22 protein-coding genes are annotated in these 20,025 nt (G+C 66.1%); 8 read left to right on the top strand and 14 right to left on the bottom strand.

Annotation, left to right across the window (positions count from 1 at the left end; all coding sequences use genetic code 11):
- Positions 1 to 15: 15 nt before the first annotated feature.
- The 9 genes from YH64_RS06520 to YH64_RS06480 are packed head-to-tail and all read right to left on the bottom strand — an operon-like array spanning position 16 to position 7,741.
- Complete coding sequence (locus tag YH64_RS06520) at positions 16 to 2,907, bottom strand: conjugative transfer ATPase (protein ID WP_003105079.1); 2,892 nt, start codon at positions 2,905 to 2,907, stop codon at positions 16 to 18.
- On the bottom strand, positions 2,907 to 3,356 hold the full coding sequence (locus YH64_RS06515) for a TIGR03751 family conjugal transfer lipoprotein (protein WP_003109775.1): 450 nt from the start codon (positions 3,354 to 3,356) through the stop codon (positions 2,907 to 2,909). Before YH64_RS06515 ends, YH64_RS06520 begins: the two co-directional genes overlap by 1 nt.
- Positions 3,337 to 4,755: a TIGR03752 family integrating conjugative element protein gene (locus YH64_RS06510; RefSeq protein ID WP_003109776.1), complete on the bottom strand. Its 1,419-nt coding sequence runs from the start codon at positions 4,753 to 4,755 to the stop codon at positions 3,337 to 3,339. Before YH64_RS06510 ends, YH64_RS06515 begins: the two co-directional genes overlap by 20 nt.
- Positions 4,745 to 5,656 (bottom strand): TIGR03749 family integrating conjugative element protein, encoded by a 912-nt coding sequence (locus YH64_RS06505; RefSeq protein ID WP_003105643.1) that lies wholly within the window; start codon positions 5,654 to 5,656, stop codon positions 4,745 to 4,747. Before YH64_RS06505 ends, YH64_RS06510 begins: the two co-directional genes overlap by 11 nt.
- A complete protein-coding gene (locus YH64_RS06500; RefSeq protein ID WP_003105641.1) occupies positions 5,653 to 6,345 on the bottom strand; it encodes a PFL_4703 family integrating conjugative element protein in 693 nt (230 codons plus the stop codon). The genes YH64_RS06505 and YH64_RS06500 overlap by 4 nt, the downstream gene beginning before the upstream one ends.
- Positions 6,342 to 6,740: a TIGR03750 family conjugal transfer protein gene (locus YH64_RS06495; protein WP_003105639.1), complete on the bottom strand. Its 399-nt coding sequence runs from the start codon at positions 6,738 to 6,740 to the stop codon at positions 6,342 to 6,344. The genes YH64_RS06500 and YH64_RS06495 overlap by 4 nt, the downstream gene beginning before the upstream one ends.
- 11 nt (positions 6,741 to 6,751) lie before the next feature.
- Positions 6,752 to 7,111 carry a TIGR03745 family integrating conjugative element membrane protein gene (locus YH64_RS06490; protein WP_003090173.1) on the bottom strand — a complete coding sequence of 120 codons (360 nt, stop codon included), beginning with the start codon at positions 7,109 to 7,111 and terminating at the stop codon, positions 6,752 to 6,754.
- A 16-nt stretch (positions 7,112 to 7,127) separates the two neighbouring features.
- Positions 7,128 to 7,361, bottom strand: a complete 234-nt coding sequence (locus YH64_RS06485) for a TIGR03758 family integrating conjugative element protein (RefSeq protein WP_003050225.1) — start codon at positions 7,359 to 7,361, stop codon at positions 7,128 to 7,130.
- The gene (locus tag YH64_RS06480; protein WP_003120001.1) at positions 7,358 to 7,741 is read right to left on the bottom strand and encodes an RAQPRD family integrative conjugative element protein; all 384 of its coding nucleotides are present in this window, start codon (positions 7,739 to 7,741) and stop codon (positions 7,358 to 7,360) included. The genes YH64_RS06485 and YH64_RS06480 overlap by 4 nt, the downstream gene beginning before the upstream one ends.
- 203 nt (positions 7,742 to 7,944) lie before the next feature.
- Between YH64_RS06480 and YH64_RS06475 the strand changes: the two genes are divergently transcribed.
- Genes YH64_RS06475 through YH64_RS06440 form a run of 8 tightly spaced genes read left to right on the top strand, consistent with a single transcriptional unit; the run spans position 7,945 to position 15,183 of the window.
- Entirely contained in the window at positions 7,945 to 8,415 is a 471-nt protein-coding gene (locus YH64_RS06475; RefSeq protein ID WP_003050245.1) for a helix-turn-helix domain-containing protein, read from the top strand.
- Positions 8,412 to 8,987 carry a PIN domain-containing protein gene (locus YH64_RS06470; protein WP_003109777.1) on the top strand — a complete coding sequence of 192 codons (576 nt, stop codon included), beginning with the start codon at positions 8,412 to 8,414 and terminating at the stop codon, positions 8,985 to 8,987. Before YH64_RS06475 ends, YH64_RS06470 begins: the two co-directional genes overlap by 4 nt.
- A 17-nt stretch (positions 8,988 to 9,004) precedes the next feature.
- A complete protein-coding gene (locus YH64_RS06465) occupies positions 9,005 to 9,919 on the top strand; it encodes an AAA family ATPase (RefSeq protein ID WP_003105629.1) in 915 nt (304 codons plus the stop codon).
- Positions 9,916 to 10,386, top strand: coding sequence for a type III CBASS phage resistance system CD-NTase-associated protein Cap8 (gene cap8, locus YH64_RS06460; RefSeq protein WP_003105626.1), 471 nt, complete (start codon positions 9,916 to 9,918; stop codon positions 10,384 to 10,386). Before YH64_RS06465 ends, cap8 begins: the two co-directional genes overlap by 4 nt.
- Positions 10,383 to 10,883, top strand: a complete 501-nt coding sequence (gene cap7 / locus YH64_RS06455) for a type III CBASS phage resistance system CD-NTase-associated protein Cap7 (RefSeq protein WP_003090159.1) — start codon at positions 10,383 to 10,385, stop codon at positions 10,881 to 10,883. Before cap8 ends, cap7 begins: the two co-directional genes overlap by 4 nt.
- Positions 10,883 to 11,785, top strand: a complete 903-nt coding sequence (locus tag YH64_RS06450) for a CBASS oligonucleotide cyclase (protein ID WP_003105624.1) — start codon at positions 10,883 to 10,885, stop codon at positions 11,783 to 11,785. Before cap7 ends, YH64_RS06450 begins: the two co-directional genes overlap by 1 nt.
- A 38-nt stretch (positions 11,786 to 11,823) precedes the next feature.
- Complete coding sequence (nucC, locus tag YH64_RS06445) at positions 11,824 to 12,549, top strand: CBASS effector endonuclease NucC (protein WP_003050273.1); 726 nt, start codon at positions 11,824 to 11,826, stop codon at positions 12,547 to 12,549.
- A gap of 9 nt (positions 12,550 to 12,558) precedes the next feature.
- Entirely contained in the window at positions 12,559 to 15,183 is a 2,625-nt protein-coding gene (locus tag YH64_RS06440) for an AAA family ATPase (protein ID WP_003116812.1), read from the top strand.
- A 40-nt stretch (positions 15,184 to 15,223) separates the two neighbouring features.
- Here YH64_RS06440 and YH64_RS06435 read toward each other — a convergent pair whose 3' ends face one another.
- The 5 genes from YH64_RS06435 to YH64_RS06415 are packed head-to-tail and all read right to left on the bottom strand — an operon-like array spanning position 15,224 to position 20,021.
- A complete protein-coding gene (locus YH64_RS06435) occupies positions 15,224 to 15,973 on the bottom strand; it encodes a TIGR03747 family integrating conjugative element membrane protein (protein WP_003109778.1) in 750 nt (249 codons plus the stop codon).
- Positions 15,970 to 18,162, bottom strand: coding sequence for a type IV conjugative transfer system coupling protein TraD (gene traD, locus YH64_RS06430; protein WP_003116813.1), 2,193 nt, complete (start codon positions 18,160 to 18,162; stop codon positions 15,970 to 15,972). Before traD ends, YH64_RS06435 begins: the two co-directional genes overlap by 4 nt.
- Positions 18,163 to 18,166: 4 nt before the next feature.
- Positions 18,167 to 18,715 (bottom strand): integrating conjugative element protein, encoded by a 549-nt coding sequence (locus YH64_RS06425; RefSeq protein WP_003109779.1) that lies wholly within the window; start codon positions 18,713 to 18,715, stop codon positions 18,167 to 18,169.
- On the bottom strand, positions 18,712 to 19,302 hold the full coding sequence (locus YH64_RS06420) for a transglycosylase SLT domain-containing protein (protein WP_003109780.1): 591 nt from the start codon (positions 19,300 to 19,302) through the stop codon (positions 18,712 to 18,714). The genes YH64_RS06425 and YH64_RS06420 overlap by 4 nt, the downstream gene beginning before the upstream one ends.
- Positions 19,284 to 20,021 (bottom strand): TIGR03759 family integrating conjugative element protein, encoded by a 738-nt coding sequence (locus YH64_RS06415; protein WP_003098886.1) that lies wholly within the window; start codon positions 20,019 to 20,021, stop codon positions 19,284 to 19,286. Before YH64_RS06415 ends, YH64_RS06420 begins: the two co-directional genes overlap by 19 nt.
- Positions 20,022 to 20,025: the final 4 nt, after the last annotated feature.

Here is a 20,025-nt window from a genome sequence, read left to right as displayed (position 1 = left end):
CGGTGTACGGCAGATTCAGGGCAGGTCCAGGGTCGGCGACTCGATGCCACGTGCCCGGTCGATCTTCTCAGCCACCTTGAAGGCGGCATCCAGCTCGCTGACGCCGTGCTGCTGCATGAGCTGGTAGCGTTCTGCCTTCTCCTCGGGCTCGGTTTGCGCGAGCGCGAGGTAGAGACTTGGCGGCACGGCGCGGAACAGCACTTCCATGCTCTTGGAGAGGATGACGCCCTCGGTGAACTTGCCCGCTTCCTTGCGTGCGGAGAGCATCAGCGCCTTCTGCGCCGGCGAGAGTTCGCGGAACCTGGCGATCTTCTCCACTTCGTCCGGCGGCATCGACAGGCACACCCACCACTCGATCATGTTGAGCATGGGCTCTGCGGCGCGCGGCAGATCGTCGATGTTTTGCGTCGCCAGCCAGAACCAGGCGCCCAACTTGCGCCACATTTTTGTAATTTTCACGACATAGGGCGCGAGCAGCGGGTTCTTGGTGATGATGTGACCTTCGTCGGTCACGTTGACGATCGGCCGGCCCAGGTACTGGTCGCGCTCGGCGATGTTGTTCACCGTGCTGATCAGGCTGATGTAGGCGATGGAGAGCTGCGCGTTGTAGCCCTCGCGGGCATAGGTCGCCAGATCGACCAGCGTGATGTCGGCCTCGGGCCACGGCGTGCCGTCACGGTCGAACATCTCGCCGTCCGTGCCTTGGCAGAACATGTCCATCGCGTCCGCCATCTCCAGCAGCCGCACGCGCCGCATCTCGGGCAGCGTCGGGTCCTGGCCACGGGCGCGCAGCGCGTTGCGCACGTCGCGCGTGAGCACGGTGCGCTTTTCGGCCACGCAATGTTCGGCGGCGTCGAGGATGCACTGGCGGATCAGCGAGCGGTCGGCCCGCGTCATCCGCGCTTCTTCCTTGTCTTCGCCGCCCGTGATCATCAGCCGCGCTGTGATCTCCAGTTCGCCCAGCACGTCGCGCTGCTCGTCCGCTTCCATGGCCGAGGCATCGGGGGGCAGGTCTTCGTCCAGCGCGTCGGCATCGAGCGTCTGTACGTCGCTGGGCGTTTCGATCAGCCGGCGTGCGTCGGCGAACGGCGCCAGGCTGATGCCCGATCCGGGGGCCAGCTTGACCCGGTTCACGGTCAGGCCCAGGCGCCTGGCGAAGTCGCTGAACAGGCCGAAGCTGTTGCCGGCTTCCACGATGAAAAGCCGCGGCCGGTAGATGGCCGTCACCTGGTTCAGCAGGTTGTTGAGCGTGGCGGACTTCCCCGAGCCGGTGGGGCCAAATAGAAACAGATGGGCATTCATCTGCCGATCCAACCTGTTCAAGGGGTCGAACGTAATCGGGCCGCCGCCGCGATTGAACATCGTGATGCCGGGATGCCCCGTGCCCTGGGCGCGGCCCCATACTGGCGACAGGTTCGCCGCGTGCTGGGCGAACATCAGTTGCGTGTACCACCGGCGCCGGTCCTTGCCGGGGTTGTAGCAGCACGGCAGCCAGCGCAGGTAGCTGTTGAGCGGCGCCACCTCGTCGTCCTCGCGCACCGGCTGCAGGCCGGCGTTGAGCATCACGTTCGCGAGGTCCAGGCCGCGCCGATCCAGTTCCGCCTCGTCGCGCCCGCGTAGGTAGAACGCCAGAGTGCCCCGGTAGAGCTTGTGCGCGCTGCCGATCAGGGAGCGGGCTTCATGCACGTCCTTGAGCGTCTGCTCCGACGCCAGCGTCTCGCCCACAGCTTTCTTCGCCAGATGGTTGAGGTCCGATTCGAGGACGTCCTGCGGCGTGGCCACCATGGTGAGACACATCAAGGTGTCCTCGGGCATCTGGTCGAACAGCGTGTTGATCGCGTCCCCCTTGCGGGTCTCGCCGGTCAGGTGCCCGGTGCCGGGCGGCATGCGCAGCCGGTCGGTGATCAGCACGCGGTGCGGCATGCCGTCGAAGTACCAGGCCCCTTGCGCCACGTCCGAGCGCGGCTGCCCAAAGAACAGCCGCTGGCTGAAATCCCGCCCGCTCGCCAGCTCGATCTCGCCGGCCTCGCTTTCCTCGGTACTGTCCGGATAGCGCGCCAACGCGTAGAAGCGCTCCCGGTCCTCCACCCCAGGCCCGAGCAGCGTGGGGCGCGGGTTGAACCACCGCAGCAGCCAGTCGTGGACGTCGGCCGCGACCATGCGCCGGGCCTGGATGCCGGCGTTCGCCAGGCCGCCGCACAGGCGGTCGCAGACGATGCCCAGCATCTGCTCGGGTGTCTGGCCGCGGCGGTTTGCCTGTCCCTGTCCGCTCGCGCGGCGGTACACCACCATGCGCACGCGCCGCGTCTGGCCGCGCCAGCGCAGCCGCGTGACCACCGTGTCCTCGAACAGGCCGCCGGGCTTGGCCACAGCGCGCAGGTGGTGGCCGAAGAAGCGCAGGTAGAACTCGGTGAACGCCGAGCCGCGCGCACGTGGCTGCACGTAATCGCGCAAGGTCTGCATGTACTGGTCGAAGCTCGGTTCGTCCTGGGCATAGAGCTGGAGCACCCACGGGTTCTCGTCCAGTTCATCGAAGCTGTCCTGAAGCGCGTTTTCCAGGGCGTCGCGGGCATGCGCGAGCCAGCCGGGTTCCCGGCCTTCGGTGCCCAGCGGCACCAGCTCGTAGAAGGCGGCCACCGATTGGCCGTCCTCCAGGAGCATCGATTTCGACTCGGGCAAGAACTCCACCCAGGGCAGCAGTTCCACGAAGGACGGTGCGACGTCGTACAGCGCCTGCTCGTCGGCCACGGTCGCCGGCTTGCGGCCCTGGACCGCGGCGCCGGGTTCGGGGATGCCGGCTTGCTGCAAGGCCTCGACGTGGCGCTGCCAGCCGTCCGGCTGCTCGTCGGCGGCGGTGTCTTCGGCGCTGACGGCAGCCAGCTTCGGCCATGGAAGTTTCCACCGCATCAGTAGTCCTCCGTCCTCTCGCCAGGCATCGCGTACTGCACGCGCTGGTACAAGGGGAAAACCGTCGTGTAGCCCGGCACGGGAACGGGGTCGGTGCCGGCCAGGTGCGGGTACACGTACATCACGAGATCGGGATTGGGCAGACGCTGGAACTGGCGGTGAACCTCATTGCGCGCGGTGCGCGTGTAGCGCATCTGCTCGACAGGTGCGGCCTGCACGTCGGCGTCGGTCAGGGGCCGACGCAGGCTCTGGCGCGCATCGAGCAACTGGCGGCCGGCGTTCCGTCCGGCTGCGCCACCGCCGTCGCCGGCCTCCTGCTGCCAGATGTCCATCATCGTGCGGTCACCGTGGGTCAACAGCTTTTCCTTGCTGGTGGCGCAGCCGGCGAGCACCGCGACGGCGAGGGCCAGTGCTAGGCCACGGGCCAGGTTAGTCAAGTTCAAGGGCATGGCTTTCTCCTGCGCGGTGATCGACCTTGCGGCCTTCGGGATCGAAGTCGATGGCGAGCGGCTTTTCGAGGTGGACGGCAACCTTGGCGCCGGGTTGGACATAGACGGCGGCGAAGGCTTGGCCGTAGAGCTTGTTGACCCAGGCCGACATGTCCCGGACACCGCCCGCGAGAATCTGGCCGACCGCTTCTTGGCCGGTGATGCCCACGGTGCCGATGGAGCCGTCCGAGCCGACATAGGACATGCGGCCGCTGCCACTCTCGATGAGCGAGGCCACACCGGCACCGGCCGCGGTGATCAGGGCCTGCGAGCCGAGGTATTGCTGGGCGTTGCTGCGCCGCTCGCCGCTGACGCAAGGAATGCCGTGGGGATCGCTGATCCAGCCCAAGCCGTCGCGCTGTTGGTTGTTCTGCTGGTTGCCCTCGCGGTCTTCGGGGATCGTGCGAATCGTGCCGTCGTTGAAGACGAACGTGATGCTGCGCACCTGACCTCGCACGCACGAGAGCGTCCAGTCGCCCGAGGCGGTGCCGCTGAACACGGCGCCGGCCACGTCGGGAATGTCGATGCCATTGGCGGTCAGGTTGTCCGGCCCGACCAGAACTTTGAACGGATAGGGATCGTTGACCGTGCCGTCGATCGGCACGCGGCCGATCAGGGCCGTCATCGCCACCGATCCCATTAGCGTCGAGTTGGTCGGCACGGTATAGACCGGCTTGGCATTCTTGACCCCGGCGGCGCGGGCGCCCGCGTTGGCCACGGTTTCAGCGGTGGTTTCGAGCGTGCTCTGCGCCGGGCCGAAGCTCGTGGGGAAGCTCATGCCGCCGCTCGCGCCACGCCCCCCGTTGCGCCCCTCGGCGGGCTTTGCGTCGTCCGGCTCGACCCACCGCACGCCGCCCTCCATGCCGGCCTCGTCGCCGCCCTGCAGCCCCAGGCCCACGGGCAGGTCCGCATGGCCGCCGCCGCGCCCGCCGATGCTGTCCAGGCGCCGCTGCAGGTCGGCGAGCAGCCCTTCGGTCTGCTGGCGCGCGCTGGCCGCCTGCTCTTGGTCGCGGCGCAGGTTGGACCGCTCGGATTCGAGCGCCGAGTTGATGCGCTGGTCGATGGAGTTCTCGCGCTGGCGCAGCCGCTGGTTCTCTTCACGCTGCGACTTGTTGTCCGAGAGCGCGGTCTGAAGCTCGGTGCGCAACTGCTTCACTTGGGCAACGAGCGTCGCCACGGTGTCGCGCGGGGTGTCGCCTTCGATGCCCAGCGCCTTCATTTCCTCGGGCGTGAGCTGGGCGCCGTTGTCCGCCGCGGGTGGCGCCGTGCCGCCTCCACCCGAGAACAGCCGGATACCGGCGAACAGCACCAGGATGGCGACAGGGATCATCAGCCACTTGAGCAGGCCGTTACTGCGCATGGCGGGCCTCCTTGGCGTTCTCGTCGCCGTCCGGCTGCGGCAGATGCACGGCAGGGTCGAAGCGGTGAATCGCCGGCAGCAGCGACTGCGCGAGGCCGCGGCCGCGCGTGACCAGGTACAGCACGGTCGTGTCCTCGGTCGTGCCGCGCGGGCCCAGCGCCTCGTGCTGGAAGGTGGCGGTGAGGAAATCGCCTTGCAGCACGCGCGGGTCGAGCGCGACCCAGTCGGCGCCGGTGTTGGTGAGGCGCACGGCAGTCACCCATTGGTCTTCCAGGCGCCACGACGCGAGCACGGCCGCGCGCACCGGCAGCGTTGGCATCAGTGTGTCCAGGTCGAGGTCGCGGGGAAGGTTGACCCGCATGACGCCCGGAAGCGGCTCGACGGTGCGCAGCGGTGCGTAGAGGTTCTGCGCGGCGAAGCGCGTCAGCACGACAGGGACCGGAGTTTCGCGCCGCGCGGTCCGCGCACCTGCCTGGCCCTGGGCGCGTGCCGGGGCCTCGGCACTGTCGGCCTGCTCGCCATAGCGTCCCGGTGCGCTGTCACCCTCGACGATGCGCACCGGCTCCAGCTCGGCTTCCCCGTCCTTGGGCGGTTCGGCTGCGATGTCCAGCAGGATCAGCGCGCCCGTGTCGGCGTCCTGCAGTTGCAACCGCGTGGGCTCGATCGGCTCGCTGGCACGCAGGTACACCGCGCCGCCCGCACTCTGCACGCGCAGGCGTTTGCCCACGCCTGCGGGCACGCCCACGCGCACGTTCCGGTCGATGAATACGATGCGTTCCTGACCGACCTTCAGCGGCACTGCCAGTGGCATGCGTTCCCAACGCAGGATCTCCACCGCCTGGGCGACGGGTGCCGCGGCCACGGCCAGTAGCCCCAGCAGCGCGAGTACAGGATGCTTCATGGGGTGTTTCCTCCTTGAGGCGCTTGCGGATTCAGGTCACTCGGCGCCGGGCGCGCCGGCTCCGGTGCACTGATGCGCTGGGGCGCGCCTTCGTAGCAGTCCAGCGCCAGGCCGAACGGGTTGCGGGCGGGATCGACGTCCACCCGCGTGACCTTGATCGGATAGCGCACCAGGGCGCGTTTGACCTGCTCGGCGCCGTAGTACTCGTCCGCCGTGATGTCCAGCGTCACCACCCAGTCGCGATCGGATACGGTGCGCACGCGCGCCGTGGGGTCGTCGCCATAGCCGCGGCCGGGAATCTCGTAGATGCCGCGCACGCGCTGACGCAGCTCGCCCGTGGAGCGGCGGTAGTCATAGTCCGCCCGCAGGAAGGCCTGGCAGGACGGGGTGAGGTACGGCGAGAGCGTATGGAGGTTGCGCGAGTAGTCTTCTTCGCCATTGGTCGGCCAGCGGTTCAGCGTCTGGAACACGTAGAACGTGAACGCATAGACCGATTCGGGCGGCACTTCCCACCACTTGCGGGTACTGCCAGAGCGCAGGTCGGGCGGGACGTGGATGGTCAGGTCGCGCGGCGCGCTCCACCAGCCGCCGCCCATGACCAGGGCGACAATGACCAGCGCGCCCGCGCCCAGGCGCAAGGTCTTGATGTGCGCCTGCAGGTGGGCGATCTCGTTCTTGAAGCGGCTCATCGCATGCTCCTGCGGGTGGACCAGAAGCCCGAGCGCGAGATCAGCACGTGGCCGCCCACCCAGCCGGCCATCAGCGGATGGCGCGTTGCGATGCGCCACTGCAACTGTCGATACAGCCAGGTGTCGGGGCGCCCACGCTTGAGGCGGCGCAGGATGCCGCCGCCGATGAACACGCCCAAGGCCACGCCCAGGACAACGAACGTCGGTGCGATGGCGATCGTGCGGAACACCCACGAAAGCGGCGCGCCGACCAGCAGGCCGGCCGCGCCGGACAGGCCGCAGCAGATCCACAGCTCGTCGGCGGTGAGGCCGCGCACGACCACGGGATGGCGGTTGAGCCGGTGCGGAAGGAACGTGACCGTCCCGTCCGCACGGACGTGCTGCTGCTCGGACATACCGGCCTCGCTTACAGGATGCCGGTGGCTTCGGTGAGCAGCCAGATGCCGATCACGAGCAGCACGGCGCCGATGGCGACCGTGAGGCCGAATTGGCCCCACGTCTTGCGGCCGGTGTGGATCTCCGCGTAGGTGCCGTAGGCGTGGTAGCAGACGCCGATGAACATCGACGCCACCACCAGCAGGGCCACGAGCATGATGATGTCGTAGCCGTAGTTGCGGATGGTCTCCATGATGCCGTTGCCGGTGCCGCGCGTCGGGTTCTCCAACTGCGGCAGACCTTGCGCGAACGACAGTGCGGGCAGCGCGGCGGCGCCCAGGGCCACGGCGGCGCGCTGGGCAAAACGGGAAGTGAGGTTGCGGTTGTGCATGGTCGGGCCTTTCATGTCAGGACAGGAGGAAGAAACTCAGGACGAGGTACATCGCGACGAAGCGGATGCAGACGCCGAGGAACTGGCGCTGGTTGAGGCGGCTCTCGGACCACCCCACATAGGCCGTTCGGATGGCCCAGACGCCCCACACGAGCAGGACCGCGAACACGACGCCGACCAGGACGGTCGCCATCGCGGAAGGCGCGATACCGCTGTTGGCTTGAAATGCCGAGACCTGGGCGCCGTTCATTGCTCGCCCTCCGCAGTCGTCTTCGGCGATGGCGAAGCGGCCCGCTCGGTGCGGTAGTCGCCGGCCAGTTCGGAGGGGTCGCGCGGCTGAGCGCGTGATGGCGTCAGGTGGAACTGGATGCCGGCGCGCACGCGCGCCAGGTCAGCCAGCAGCCGTGGGTAATCGAAGTGGTAGCGCTCGCCCGGCTGGATGGGGGCATGCGCGGCGCTGTCCGCGACGGTGCGTTCCAGCGCGTCGAGCTGGCGCAGCGCGGCGACCAACTCCTGGCGCTGCGCCGGGGACTCGGCCAATGCCATCGGGGACTGGCCCAGCACGAGGGCCGTCACGAAAAAAGTGGGCACGCCGCGATGCGCGGCGCGCAGCCAGATCGAAGCCACCATCGCGCCATTCCTGTGTGATCAGCAATGGGTTGATCGTGGAGATCAGGGCTGTTTCAGGCCGCAAACAATAGGAACTGGCGGACGACCGGATTGGGCATGCTGCGAGCGAACCTACAAAAGCACGGGTCGCGCTTCGATTATTGCGTTTTTCGAGTATTTCGAATATGATCGGCTCTGCAACCGTTTTCGCTTAGGAGCTACCCATGACCACCGCCACTGCCCAATCCAAGATGACCCTTCCCGCCGCGGGAGAGGTGAAGGCAGCCGTCCAGGGTCAACGTGCCTTGGCGGCTTACCTCGCAACCCAGTTCGAGACGCAGCACATCCAGATCTTTGATGACCACAAACAGGCTCATCAGGTGGAACTGCCTACCTCGGCTTTACGCCTGCTGGTCGACATCCTGGCCGAGTTGGCCGATGGCAATGCAGTAAAGGTGGTGCCCGTCCATGCAGAGCTGACGACCCAAGAGGCGGCGGACTTGCTCAACGTGTCCCGTCCCCATTTCGTCAAGCTGCTCGAAGATGGGGTGTTGGCATTTCATCGCACCGGCAAGCACCGCAGGGTGAGGTTCGCCGATCTGATGCAGTACAAGGAAGCGCGCGAGCGCGCCAGTGAGCAGGCGATGGCCGAACTCGCTCAGCAGTCGCAAGAGTTGGGAATGGGATACGAATGAGGCATTCCCCATTCACCGCCGTCTACGACGCGTGCGTTCTATATCCCGCGCCACTGCGGGATTTCCTGATGTGGCTCGGCCTGTCTGGCCGCTTCCGGGCGCGGTGGAGCCAAGCCATTCATGAGGAGTGGAAACGCAACCTGTTGATCAACCGCCCCGATCTCACCCGGGTTCAGGTCGACAGGACGTCGGATCTCATGGACCGGGCAATTCCGGACGGCTTGGTGGAGGGCTACGAAGCGCTCGTGGCAGGCCTGACATTGCCCGATCCGGACGACCGGCACGTCCTGGCTGCGGCGATTCGCTGCGGTGCGAGCGTGATTGTGACGTTCAACGAACGGGATTTCCCGAACGATCTGCTGGCTCCGTACGGCATCGAATCGCAGCACCCCGATGAGTTTGTGGACAACCTACTGGATCTGGACGCGGCCGCCGTGGTGTCGGCTGCGCAGCGCCAGCGTGCCCAACTCAAGCATCCGCCGATCGAGGTGGACCGCTATCTCGAAATCCTGCTGCGCCAGGGCCTTGTGCAAACGACCAAGGTGCTGGCGACCTATCGCACCATTCTCTGACCCGCCGAGAGCCACGGATGACCAAGAATCCTTCATCAGACGCCACTTTGCCGAAAGGCATCCATCGAAGCTGGAAGCTGCCGGACACGTCGCTGGGCGCCCTGTGGGATTCCATCGTCATGGACGAAGCTCTCAAGAAGCAGTTGCTGTCACAGGCGATCGTCAACTTCACGGTGCGCCCCAAGGTGGAGCGCACGGTACTCCCCCTGCACGGCGTGATCTTGTTGGTCGGCCCGCCGGGGACTGGGAAGACCTCCTTGGCACGGGGCTTGGCGCATCGTGTGGCCGAATCTTTTTCTTCTGCGAAGTTTCGATTGCTGGAAGTAGAGCCTCACACGCTGACGAGCTCTGCAATGGGAAAGACTCAACGCGCCGTGGCAGACCTGTTCTCGCAATCGATCGCAGAATCCGCAGCGGCGGGCCCGACGATCGTCCTTCTGGACGAGGTCGAAACGCTTGCGGCTGATCGAGCCAAGCTCAGCCTGGAAGCCAACCCGGTTGATGTGCACCGGGCCACCGACGCGGTGTTGGTGCAGTTGGACATGTTGGCCGAACGCAACCCGCATCTGCTGTTCGTGGCCACCAGCAACTTCCCACAGGCCGTCGACAGTGCCTTCCTATCTCGTTGCGACATGGTGATGGAGGTGCCACTGCCCGGCAAGGATGCCTGCAAGCAGATCCTGGTGGACTGCCTGAATGGCCTGGCAAAGACATTTCCGGGGATTGGCAAGCTTTCCTCGGCTCACCAGTTCGACGCGTGCGCTGGCGAGTGCGTCGGATTGGATGGTCGGGCCATTCGCAAGGTCGTAGCCAACGCCCTCGCGGCCGACCCGCAAGTGGCTATCGATCCGAACAAGCTTTCCGTAGAGCACCTGCGCAGTGCGATACGACAGGCAACGCAAATGCGCCTTCAAGGAGGGAAGCAAAAATGACCACCGTTGTCAGCCGGACGTTTCGCAGCTCGCCGCACCGCGATGCGTTGCAGACGTGGGATGCCATTGTCGAACTGCTCACTCAGGGCAAGGACGGCACGGCTCGCTCTGAACTCAGGGCCGTGGCGGGCGTGGCCGCCAGCTTGATCGCCGACCAGGCACCCAAGAGCGCGCCCATCGTTGCGACATGCGATGGACCACGGACCAGGATCTACTGCCTCTTCGACGAAGACGCGATCGATGGTGATGATGCCAACGAAGAAGTCTTGGGGTTCGAGCCGTTGAAGGGAGACTGGGGAGTCTCGCTGCCGTGTCCGAAGGAGCAGCTCGGCTGGGTGCAAACCGCGCTCAAAAAGCACAGTTCTCGCATCATTGCACGGGACTTGAGCCAAGGAATTGCCACGCAGGCGCAGGCCGATGCTGGACAAGCGCTGTCGCTCGACCTCGGAGGTTTCCTCAAGTCATGAGCACCGTCGCCACCTACTCGTACACGCACTCGGTTACCTATGTGACCGACAACATCCTCAAGAGCTTGAAAGACATCATCCTGCTCAGTGGGCTGGACCCCGAGCACTTCGCGGATCGCTGGGAGAGCAATACCCGAGCCATCAAGACGTGGCTCGGGACCGGTGATCTGCGCAAGGTGATTCTGGAGATCTACAACCCGGCAACCGACAAACTCGTGACCCGATGGGATATCGACATCGTGTATGGGTGGTCCGATGGCGACGGCAGCTTCTGGACAGATACCGAGCAGTTGAAGTACGCGATCAAGAAAGCTGGGCTGCTGCCATCGCAGGCCAAGTACAAGTTAATGCTCGATACAAAGCCAGGGCGGCCTGATGTGGAGGGGTGGAGCAAAGGAAGTTATCGCTCGACGGATGGAATGGTCAAGCAGAGCCTAGGCTCGACTGTCGAACACAGCGGCCTGGCGGGTCAGGCCGGATATTGGAGGCAACGCTGATGCTGTCGATCGATGAAGCTTTTCGCAAGTTCAAGTCGCGTCTGGAACTCAACGAACGCGAACAGAAGAATGCCTCGCAACGCCAGAACGAAGTGCGGGACTACCTGCAGACCAAGTTCGGCATTGCGCGCAGCTTCCTGACCGGGTCCTATGCTCGATACACGAAGACGAAGCCGCTCAAGGATATCGACATCTTCTTCGTGCTGAAGGACTCGGAGAAGCATTACCACGGCAAGGCCGCATCGGTAGTGCTGGATGATTTCCACTCTGCATTGGTGGAGAAATACGGTTCGGCGGCCGTGCGCAAACAGGCGCGCTCGATCAACGTGGATTTCGGTGTTCACATCGACGCGGAGGACAACACGGACTACCGGGTGGTCAGCGTGGATGCGGTGCCCGCATTCGACACCGGCGACCAGTATGAGATCCCCGATACGGCGTCCGGAAAGTGGATCAAGACGGACCCGGAGATCCATAAGGACAAGGCGACCGCAGCGCACCAAGCCTATGGCAATGAGTGGAAAGGTCTCGTGCGCATGGTGAAGTACTGGAACAACAATCCCAAGCACGGCGATCAGAAGCCGGTGAAGCCCTCGTTCCTGATCGAGGTAATGGCCCTTGAGTGTCTTTACGGCGGCTGGGGAGGATCGTTCGATCGCGAGATCCAGTCGTTCTTTGCCACGCTTGCCGATCGTGTTCATGACGAGTGGCCGGATCCCGCCGGACTTGGCCCGGCGATCAGCAACGATATGGATGCCGCGCGCAAGCAGCGCGCGCAGCAGCTGCTGTTCCAGGCGAGCCAGGACGCAAGCATCGCCATCGACCACGCGCGTCGTGGTCGCAATATCGAAGCGCTTCGCGCCTGGCGCGCACTGTTTGGCCCCAAGTTCCCACTGTCCTGATTCCATCGGCTTCCATACACGTCCCATCGAGGTACAGCATGTCCCAGTGGTCGCTTTCCCAGCTCCTGTCGTCCCTGCATGAAGACATCCAGCAGCGCTTGTCCGTAGTACGCAAGACCTTCGGTCACCCGGGTACGAAGGGGGATGCGAGCGAGAACGTCTGGATCGACATGCTGGATACCTATCTGCCCAAACGGTACCAGGCGGCGAAGGCGCATGTGGTGGACAGCCTGGGGAACTTCAGCCAGCAGATCGATGTGGTGGTGTTTGATCGGCAATATTCGCCTTTTATCTTCACCTACGAGAACGAGACGATCATTCCAGCCGAAAGCGTGTACGCCGTGTTCGAGGCCAAGCAGACGGCTGACGCGGGGCTTGTGGCCTATGCCCAGGAGAAGGTCGCCAGTGTGCGCAGGCTGCACCGCACGAGCCTGCCGATCCCGCACGCTGGCGGGACCTACCCAGCGAAGCCGTTGATTCCGATTCTGGGTGGCTTGCTCACCTTCGAGAGCGAATGGAGTCCTGCATTGGGCCCATCCATGGACAAGGCGCTGAACGCAAACCTCACCGAGGGGCGTCTGGACATCGGATGCGTTGCCGCCCACGGGCACTTTTTCTATGACCAAGCCAGCGGCGCGTACAGCTACACCAACGAAAACAAGCCGGCGACCGCGTTTCTTTTCAAGCTGATCGCGCAGCTTCAGTTCAGTGGAACGGTCCCCATGATCGATGTGGAGGCTTACGGTCAGTGGTTGACCAAGTGAGGGGTCGCTGTGGCAAGCATACGTTCGGAGTACCACCGGTTCCTGGCGCACTTGACGCAGCGGCACGTGCACGACGACGTGCGCCGGCTGGCGCACCTGGTGCTCGATCACCTGCAGCCACTGGCCGAGGTCGGTGCTGCACGCCGGGGGCGCTCCACGCGCTTGGCGCCGCTGGCCATCGCGCATCTGGCGCAGATGCCTGTCGCCTACGACGGGGACGCGCGCGGCCCCGAAAACGGGCCGGCGCTCGGGCGACTGCACCAGCTCGAAGTCGGGCCGTTTCGAGGATTCATGCGGCAGGAGACGTTCGACCTCAGCCATGACATCACCTTGGTCTACGGTGCCAACGGCACCGGCAAGAGCAGCTTCTGCGAAGCCTTGGAAGTGGCGATGCTCGGTTCGATCAGCGAAGCGCAGGCCAAGCGGGTCGACCAGCGGACGTACTGCAACAACGCTCGCCTGCGCCGCCACATCGCGCCAGTCCTGTCGTCTACGGCGGCGGGCGAGGCGCAGGCCGTCCAGCCCGACGAAGCTGAGTATCGCTTCTGCTTCATCGAGAAGAACCGCCTCGACGATTTCGCCCGAATCGCCGCGCGGACCCCGAGCGATCAGCGCCAGCTCATCGCCACCCTGTTCGGCGTGGACCAGTTCAGCGAGTTCGTGCGCGGCTTCAACCCCTCGCTCGATCAGGACCTGATGCTTGCCGGCGTGCAGGCGGCGCAGCTGGCGCAGCGTCGCCTGCAGTTGGCGAACTCCGAACAGACCATCGCCGCCTACCCGCAGAAGATCGCAGCGGTCGAGGGCCTGGAACAAGCTTTGGCGCAGCGCATGTCACCTGGCGCGACCTATCAAACCTGCGTGGACTGGCTGCTGGGTACGCCGCAGCAGCAAGGACGGCTACCGTATGTCCAGGCTCAGCTGGACGCCAACCCGCCTGCCATTCACGAGGTGACCCAGGCCCGCCTGCAAGCGTTGCTGGCAGAGGCCTACCGCGTCCAGGGACTGTGGCAAGCGTCTTCCGCGCAACTCGCGGCCCGCGCCGGCGAGGTGTCGTACGCGAAGCTCTACGAGGCCGTGCAAGCGTTGGCGGACGGGGCGACCGCGTGTCCGGCATGTGGAACCGAACTGGCCGCCGTGGCGCAGGACCCGTTCGCCAGGGCGCGAATGGGCCTGGAGCAGCTCGCGCAACTGGCCGTCCTGCAGCAGCAGGAGGCCGGGCATCGGACGCAGTTGAGCGAGGCGGTCCGAGCGCTGTGTGACGAAATGCGCCGCGTGGTGGCGGCGGCTGGGGTCGCTTGTCCTGCCGAATCGCAGGCCGCGGGCCTGCCACTGCTGCCTCCCACGTCGGCGGGCAATTGGCTCGGCGGCGGGGTGAATGGGGACCAGCGCGCCTGGCAAGCCCTCTTACGGATCGCACAGATCATCGAAGGCTTCGACGCGCAGGCGCGCGACGTGAATGCCCAGCGCGGCGCGATGGCCCAGGAGCGGGACCGCCTGCAACAGCATCAGCTGGAGATCGAACGGCTGCGGACCATGCGCACGACTGCGGATCAGGAGCTGGCGGCCGCCCGCCAAACCGTGGCCCAATTCGACGACGCGAACCGCGGCCTGATCCAGGCGGCCACGGACGAAATGCCGGTGGTGGTGCACCATCAGCGGGTCAAGGCCGCCTACGACGGCTTCCTGCCCGAGATTCAGGCATACCTGACCGCTCTGCCGGGGGTTCTGCTACAGGGGCTGGGAGACCAAGCCCGCCATCTCTACAACGCATTCAACCGGGCCGATCCGCCCGGCGATCTGCTGCACGCGCTGTGGTTGCCCGTGGCCGAGAACGGCAAGATCGAGGTGGAGTTCGCCGGCGAGCCGGGCGCGCGCTACGACGCGTTGATCGTCTTCAGCGAAGGGCACATCAAATGCCTGGGCCTGGCGATTCTGCTTGCCAAGAACCTCGCGCAGGGCTGCCCCGTGGTCATATTCGATGACGTCGTCAACGCGATCGACGACGACCATCGCGATGGCATCTGGCGTACCTTCTTCGAGGACGGTTTGCTCCACGGCAAGCAGGTTATCCTCACCTCGCACGCAGAGGAGTTCCTGCACCGCATCCAGCAGGAGTTGGGCGTGCGCCGCGCCGCGGCCATTAAGCGCTACAAGTTTCTCCCGCATCAGGGAGAGCACGAACTGCGGGTCGACAGCGACCCGCCAGCGAAGAACTATGTTCTTCTGGCCCAGCAGGCGTTGGCGGCTGACGAGAAACGCGAGGCACTGCGTCAGGCCCGGCCGGCGCTGGAGAGTCTGACGGACCGCCTGTGGACGTGGCTGGGTCGGCGGGCGGACGGCCGGATCGACATCAAGCTGAGCGGGCCCCGCGCGCCTTGGGAGCTGAACAATAAATGCACCAAGTTGCGGTCGGCCGTCGAGCGTATCGCGGCGCAACATGCGGGTGCGCCGGATGCCGTAGGGGCGTTGGTCCGGCTGCTCAATGTCAGCGGTACGAGTATTGAATGGGGTTACCTCAATAGCGGTGTGCACGACGCTCAGCGCGATCATGAGTTTGATCGGGCGACGGTAAGAACGGTCGTCGAGGCGGTTACGGCGTTGGATGCTGCTCTTGATACCCTGCAGAACCGATGAACGGCACACGGCTTTGCAGAGCCGTGCCGCCCGTGTCACCTCATAAGTACTTCTTGAAGCTGCCTGCGGTCAGGCTGACTGCCATCCCCAGCAACGCCGCGCTGGGCAGCAGGATGACCAGAGGATGCACCGATATGGGCAGAGCGAGATAGGTGACCCAAGGCAGCACGGCCAACGGCATCAGGCTGGCCTTCGCGCGGTGGTAGATGAAGCCGGATTCGCGGCCCGCGCCGAACCGGCGCACATCCCGTCGCACCAGGCCGTCAATCAGGCCGACGAATGCCGCCGTGAGGATCAGCGGCAGCGTGAGCACCAGGACCAGCAGGCGCACCAGGAAGGTGAGCGTCGTGAAGGCCGCAGCGATCAGGTAGCTTTCGGCCCAGACATAGACTTGGCTGATGTAGTAGCGGAAGTTGCGGCTCTGCCCGTGGCTGGGCGCGCGGACGCGCTCGGCGGTCTGGCTCATGCGCTCCAGCAACCCCGAGCGCACGAACACCCACTCGTACCCGGTATCCACCAACTCGTGCGCCGTGCGCCCGGGCTCCTGTACCACCACGCTGCGCGTGAAGTGGTTGGACAGGTGCCCGAGTTCGTACCGCAGCATCTGCTGGGAGTGGCGCCAGCCCTGGTCCTTCCAGAACAGGTGCATGCCGGCGCACTCCACCACGATCGAGAACAGCAGCGAGCCAATGAGCACCCCGAGCAGCCGGAACGGTAAGGTGATGGTGCCGACGATCAAGCCTTGGCGATGGTTCTGCTCCCGCTGCGCGGTCGAGGCGGCATCCTTCATGGCACGGCCTCGTTGCCCGCGCCATCGTCGGCGCCGGTGGCCACCGCGCCGGGCTCGGCCGCAGCGGCATCGTCCAGCAGGTCGTCGGGCAAGGCCGCATCCTGCAAGGCCGACGAGCTGGTGAACTCCCACCACTGCGTGGCCTCGCTGTAGCTCTGGCGCATGTACCCGGCCAGTTGCTGCAGGTCCGCCGGCATCACTTCATCCGGGTCCGGCGCCGGCAGCGGCATACGCACCTTCCAGAGCTGGCCGCCCTGCAGCAGCGCGAAGCACTGGCCCTTGGGCAGGCCGACGACGTGTGACGGCTCGATCATCGGCACGCTGGCCATGCTGATGCGGTCCTGGGTGTTCGACGTGAAATCCGTCGCGCCGCGGATGTCTGAGCTGTCCGTCGCGCCCGAGACGATGGTGGTTGTATAGACCTCGACCTTCGGCAACTGCCTCGTCAGCAGTTCCGCGGTGGCCGTCTCGCGCACGCGCAACATGAATAAATTGTTGAAATTCCCGATCACTTGGCCGGCCTTCGCGCGATTTCCGATGCGGGCCTCGATGTCCGAGAGCGTCTGCGTGTACGCCGTGACTTGCAGGCCGGCACCGCCGCCCTTGTTGATGAGCGGGATGAATTCATCGCCCATCAGTTCATTGAATTCGTCCGCGTGCACGTTGATCGGCACGCGAGCGCCAGCCACTGCGCCGGGCAGGCCATCGTCGATTCCGTGCTTGTAGATGTGTCCGGCCACCGAAACCAGGTCAGAGAACATCGAATTGCCGACCGCTGCGGCGACCTCGGCGTCAGACAACGCATCCAGACCCACATAGACGATGGCCCGCTTTCGGATGACCTGCATCCAGTCGAAGATCGGGCGCGGGTCGGCCAGGTCGGAGTAGTTCGGCGCCAGGAGCTGGGCGATCTTGCCGCTCGTGAGCTTTTCCAGCAGCGGCAGCAGCGATGCAACGATCTTGTCGAAGTAGGTCTTGTCGTAGCGCACCGCCGAGCGCAGGCCATCGAGCACAGGGTCGTAGTTGCGCGCCTGGGAGAGGTATTGCTCCAGCGCCACCACACGCTTCTCGCGCCCGATCATGTTCCTTGGGATGTTCTTCTCGTTGAGCTTGGCCTCGATCTGGACGATCACCTCCCAGGCCTTGGGCTCCGTCTTGGCAAAGTAGTGCTGGGCGTACTCAATGAACAGCGCGTCGATGTTGATGACGTGGCGCTGGATCAGCATGTAGTCCGGGCGCTGCCCCAGTTCCACCAGGGCGCGGGCGATGATGTTCACGAAGCGCCATGCGAACTCGCGGAACGCCGCGCTGTTGCCTTCGCCGGAGAGCTGCCCCGCGATGCGTGTCGCCACTTCCGAGATCCGACCGAAGCGGCCCACGGCGTTGTAGCGGGCGCTGATTTCCGGCCAGCCCAAGTGGAAGATGTAGAACTCGCCTTCGCGGCCAGCGCGCTGGGCTTCGACGTACATCCGTTTCAAGAGATCGGCATCCCCCTTGGGGTCGATGACGATGACGACCTCATGCTCGCCGGCAGCATTCCTGCGGCGGATGTCCTGCGTGACGAACAACTCGGCCAGGCGCGTCTTGCCCACCCGCGTGGTGCCCAGCACCAGCGAGTGCCCGACGCGCTCGCCCAGCGGCAGGCTGACGTCCACTTCGTCGGGCTCGATGCCGTGCAGCCTTGGCAGGCCGCCGACAGGCGGCAACGGGCGCACGGGGTTGAAAGGCGCGTCCCAGCCGGTGAGCTTCGGCAGGCGCGAGAGCGGCAATGGCGCGAACTCCAGCCGTTCCTCCAGGCGCCTGGTCAGCCGGTAGGCCGGCGTCGGCTCGACGTAGCGGCGGAACTCGGGCCGGTACGTCTGCATCAGCCGATGCGTGTGCTTCTGCTCCCAGAGAAAGCCGCGCCCCACGAATAGGCGCTGCTGGCTGACCGGCACGTCCTTGCTGGTCATCACGTAACGCGGCAGACGGCGGATGTTGCGCCGGTAGCGCAGGATGATGCGGGCATCGCGGTAGCGGATCGCGCCGTAGGCGCCGAACGCCAAGGCGCTGCCGATGCCCATGGCCGGGCTCAGCGCGAGCGACCATGGGGCCACCAGGCACAGAAACGCGGCGCCTGCACACGCCGCGACGGTGTATAGCTCCACCGCTGGGCGTAGCAGAACCTCGACCGGCTGTTTGCCCGACATGGCTTCATTGCTCGATGCCGGTGGCCGTGATCAGCGCCGGGTAGTGCCGCAGGCCCAGGCGATCGGCCAGGTCGTCGCCGGCCACGGGCGCGAGCGGCACGCCCGGCACCAGGGCGCGCAGCCGCGCCAGGCCCTGCGCGGTCTCGACGTTGACGACCAGGCCGACCGCGCCACGTTCGCGCAAAGCGGCGGCGCGGCGCTGCAACCAGGCCCGGGAAGCCTCGTCGTCGCCGATGACCACGAACGGCCGCAGGCCGGGCGCTTCGATCACCCGTCGCGCGACGGTGCCGGGCGTGAGCTTGGCGCTGCGCACCGGCAGCATCGCGGCTTCGTCCGCCCGTGTGGCAGGAACCTGGGGCGTCGGGATGGACGGCCGCGCCGGTGCGTTGGCGCGCGGCTGGAGATTCAGGGCTTCGTAGTACGGCAATGCCGACGTGCCGCCACGGTCCTCGACAACGATCAGTGGCTCGCCGGCACGCGAGGCCAGCGGCAGGCCTGACAGCAGCATGAGTAGGCCCGTGAACGCGAGATGGGCGGGATGGGGTTTCGTCATGGGGAGGTCTCCTGGCGCGCCGCGAGGACCGCGGCGGCTGGTCGCGTGCCCTGCACGCGGGCAAGGTGGCGCGACACGCTGCGCCGATAGCGGGCGGCGGGCTCGCCGCCTGCGGGGCGGTGGTAGCGGCCGATCGCCAGCAGCCAGTCCTCGCCGGGGGTGTGCTGCTCCTTCAGGATCTCGGCGGCAACGGCCAGGTTGCGATACGGATCCAGCAGGTCGCACGCGCCGGTAAAGCGGTGCTTGTGGTAGCCGAGGTTGATCTGGCCCAGGCCCGCATCAATGCGCGTGTGCGGCGTGGCGCGCATCGCCTGCTGCAGGCCAGCGCAGGCGTCGGCGCGCGTGGCGAAGCGGCGCGACTGGCCGGCGACGTTGAGGGACCACGGCCACGGCACCAGGCGCCCGTTGCGCCGGATGCCGCTCTCCTGCAAGGCCACGGCGTAGAGCACGGTCGAGGGGATGCCTGCGCGCTGGGCGGCAAGCTGGTAAGCCGGTGGCGGAACCTCCTGGGCCAGGGCGGCAACGGCATACAGGCCGGCAGTGAGCACCAGTGCGCGCAGGGGCATGGCTACGGCTGGCGCTGCCATTGGCCGTTCACTTCGCGCACGGCGGCGGGCAGATCGCCGGGCAGGCCCAGTGACAGCCAGCGGCCGCCGTCGTGGTTGAGCGTGATGCTGCCGGCGCGCACGCGCGCCGGGTCGATCTGCGCGCGCTTGGCCCAGTCGCGGATGCGCGCGTCATCCTGGCGGCTGCCCACCATGTACAGGTCGAACTCCGCGCCCGAGGATTGCAGGCGCTGCACGAGCTGTCCGCAGGCTGCGCAGCCGTCCTTGACGAACACCGCCATGCGGCCGCTGCCGCGCAAGGGACTGCTGGATGGGCCGGCGCCCGGCTTGTCGTCGGGCAGGTTCACGCGCTGCATCCCCGGATTCAGGCGCTGCCAGGCCTCGTCGTAGGCGCGCTGGTAGGCGAGCAGCTTCTCGACGCGGCGCGCTTCCACCTGCACCTGCAGTTCCGCATAGCGGCGCCGTTCTTCGTCCGTGCGAGCTTCGATGCCCAGGGCGGACAGCGGGTCCAGGTTGGGCGAGTAGATACCCAGCGGCCCATCCATCAGCTCGCGGTAGCGTGCCCATTCTTGTGGCTGCAAGCCCCATTCGGTTGCCACCCGGTCGTCCAGCACGCGGGCGGCCAGCGGGCGCTCCTGGCTCTGTGCGTTGCGCGCCGAGGTCGTTGCGGGCTGCTGCGCCCAGGCGGGCCATTGCGACGACGCCACCAGGACCGCGAAAAGGAGGATCGACGGCTTCATGGGG

This window comes from Achromobacter sp. LC458, from assembly GCF_001005835.2.
Lineage (GTDB): Bacteria > Pseudomonadota > Gammaproteobacteria > Burkholderiales > Burkholderiaceae_B > Achromobacter > Achromobacter spanius_B.
The sequence above is the reverse complement of the archived record's forward strand: the minus strand, read 5'-3'. Positions and strand labels throughout refer to the sequence as shown.

Excerpts from the sequence above, each read along its gene's own strand:
- YH64_RS06425 (WP_003109779.1), bottom strand. The coding sequence starts at position 18,715 with ATGACGAAACCCCATCCCGCCCATCTCGCGTTCACGGGCCTACTCATG.
- YH64_RS06500 (WP_003105641.1), bottom strand. The coding sequence starts at position 6,345 with ATGAGCCGCTTCAAGAACGAGATCGCCCACCTGCAGGCGCACATCAAG.
- YH64_RS06475 (WP_003050245.1), top strand. The coding sequence starts at position 7,945 with ATGACCACCGCCACTGCCCAATCCAAGATGACCCTTCCCGCCGCGGGA.
- YH64_RS06520 (WP_003105079.1), bottom strand. The coding sequence starts at position 2,907 with ATGCGGTGGAAACTTCCATGGCCGAAGCTGGCTGCCGTCAGCGCCGAA.
- YH64_RS06495 (WP_003105639.1), bottom strand. The coding sequence starts at position 6,740 with ATGTCCGAGCAGCAGCACGTCCGTGCGGACGGGACGGTCACGTTCCTT.
- nucC (WP_003050273.1), top strand. The coding sequence starts at position 11,824 with ATGTCCCAGTGGTCGCTTTCCCAGCTCCTGTCGTCCCTGCATGAAGAC.
- YH64_RS06415 (WP_003098886.1), bottom strand. The coding sequence starts at position 20,021 with ATGAAGCCGTCGATCCTCCTTTTCGCGGTCCTGGTGGCGTCGTCGCAA.
- YH64_RS06515 (WP_003109775.1), bottom strand. The coding sequence starts at position 3,356 with ATGCCCTTGAACTTGACTAACCTGGCCCGTGGCCTAGCACTGGCCCTC.
- YH64_RS06420 (WP_003109780.1), bottom strand. The coding sequence starts at position 19,302 with ATGGCAGCGCCAGCCGTAGCCATGCCCCTGCGCGCACTGGTGCTCACT.
- YH64_RS06470 (WP_003109777.1), top strand. The coding sequence starts at position 8,412 with ATGAGGCATTCCCCATTCACCGCCGTCTACGACGCGTGCGTTCTATAT.
- cap8 (WP_003105626.1), top strand. The coding sequence starts at position 9,916 with ATGACCACCGTTGTCAGCCGGACGTTTCGCAGCTCGCCGCACCGCGAT.
- YH64_RS06485 (WP_003050225.1), bottom strand. The coding sequence starts at position 7,361 with ATGAACGGCGCCCAGGTCTCGGCATTTCAAGCCAACAGCGGTATCGCG.
- YH64_RS06510 (WP_003109776.1), bottom strand. The coding sequence starts at position 4,755 with ATGCGCAGTAACGGCCTGCTCAAGTGGCTGATGATCCCTGTCGCCATC.
- YH64_RS06465 (WP_003105629.1), top strand. The coding sequence starts at position 9,005 with ATGACCAAGAATCCTTCATCAGACGCCACTTTGCCGAAAGGCATCCAT.
- YH64_RS06490 (WP_003090173.1), bottom strand. The coding sequence starts at position 7,111 with ATGCACAACCGCAACCTCACTTCCCGTTTTGCCCAGCGCGCCGCCGTG.
- YH64_RS06450 (WP_003105624.1), top strand. The coding sequence starts at position 10,883 with ATGCTGTCGATCGATGAAGCTTTTCGCAAGTTCAAGTCGCGTCTGGAA.
- YH64_RS06435 (WP_003109778.1), bottom strand. The coding sequence starts at position 15,973 with ATGAAGGATGCCGCCTCGACCGCGCAGCGGGAGCAGAACCATCGCCAA.
- traD (WP_003116813.1), bottom strand. The coding sequence starts at position 18,162 with ATGTCGGGCAAACAGCCGGTCGAGGTTCTGCTACGCCCAGCGGTGGAG.
- cap7 (WP_003090159.1), top strand. The coding sequence starts at position 10,383 with ATGAGCACCGTCGCCACCTACTCGTACACGCACTCGGTTACCTATGTG.
- YH64_RS06505 (WP_003105643.1), bottom strand. The coding sequence starts at position 5,656 with ATGAAGCATCCTGTACTCGCGCTGCTGGGGCTACTGGCCGTGGCCGCG.
- YH64_RS06480 (WP_003120001.1), bottom strand. The coding sequence starts at position 7,741 with ATGGTGGCTTCGATCTGGCTGCGCGCCGCGCATCGCGGCGTGCCCACT.